General features: G+C 71.4%; 1 protein-coding gene. It reads right to left on the bottom strand.

The window, feature by feature from the left end; translation table 11 throughout:
- Positions 1-85 precede the first annotated feature (85 nt).
- The gene (locus ACFWGJ_RS43770; protein WP_387334559.1) at positions 86-1,126 is read right to left on the bottom strand and encodes an NUDIX domain-containing protein; all 1,041 of its coding nucleotides are present in this window, start codon (positions 1,124-1,126) and stop codon (positions 86-88) included.
- Positions 1,127-1,199: the final 73 nt, after the last annotated feature.

Here is a 1,199-nt window from a genome sequence, read left to right as displayed (position 1 = left end):
GTACTGGACGTACTTGGCTCTGCGCCCGGTGCGGCGAGAGTACGTGCATGGCGTCGCGCGGCAGACGGGAATTGTCAGACAGGCCCTAACCCTGCGGCACGCCTGCCTCCAGGTACAGGGCGGCCCCCCGCTCCCTCGCCCGCAGTGCCCAGCGCAGGCGCTCGTAGCGGATGGGGGGCAGGAGTGCGGCGGCCTCCTCCTCGGTGACGAAGCGCCAGTCGCGCAGTTCGGGGCCCGGCAGCACCAGCTGCCGGGCCTCGCCGCCGCCCAGCCTGCCGCCGTCGTAGAGGAGGCGCAGGCCGCCGTAGGCGGGGGGCGCCGGGGGTTCCCAGTCGACGACCAGGAGGCGGGGGACCTCGGTGAGCCGGATGCCGGTCTCCTCGGCGACCTCCCGGATACCCGCGCGCGCGGGCGCCTCGCCGGGTTCGACGACGCCGCCGGGGAACTCCCAGCCGGCCTTGTACGTCGGGTCGACGAGCAGTACCCGGTCCAGCTCGTCGAAGAGGAGCACCCCCGCCGCGATGGTCTCGGAGGTGGGTTCGGGGGTCTGCACGATGTCGCAGACCGGCACGGTTCCGCTGTTCACGGCCTCGGCGACGCGCACCGCGGACTCGTACGGGGTGAGGGTGCCGTTGTCGACGGGGTGGGCGTCAGCGGTGAGCCAGCCGGCCAGGGCGGCACGGTAGGGCTCGATCTGGTCGTACGACCACTGGCGCACCCGTATCTCCCCGTCGGGGAGGTCCGGTGGGACCTCCCGGCCGGCTATTCGTTCGCGCAGGATCGTTTCCGCCGGGGCGAGAAGCACATGGCGTACCGCGATCCTGCGGGACGCGAGCCCGCCGAAGATCTCGTCGCGGTAGTCCTGGCGGAGCAGCGTCATGGGGACCACGAGCACGCCCCCGAGTTCGGAGAGCATCGCGGCCGCCGTGTCGACCACGAGCCGCCGCCAGATCGGCAGATCCTGGAAGTCGCCGACCTCGGCGAGGCGCTTGGCGGGCAGCAGTTGCGCCAGCCCGGTGCCGATCAGCTCGGGGTCGAAGAGAGTGCTGTTCGGGATCAGGTCGATCAGTTCCCGTGCGGTGGTGGTCTTCCCCGCACCGAACGCACCGTTGATCCAAACGATCACGGTTCCCCCCTCTGCTGTTGGCCCCCTGAGGCTTGCCCGCTCCACCCTGCCACGGAAACCAGGTCCTGATGAG

This window comes from Streptomyces sp. NPDC060205 (assembly GCF_042728395.1).
GTDB lineage: Bacteria > Actinomycetota > Actinomycetes > Streptomycetales > Streptomycetaceae > Streptomyces.
This window is presented reverse-complemented; position numbering and strand designations above follow the sequence as displayed.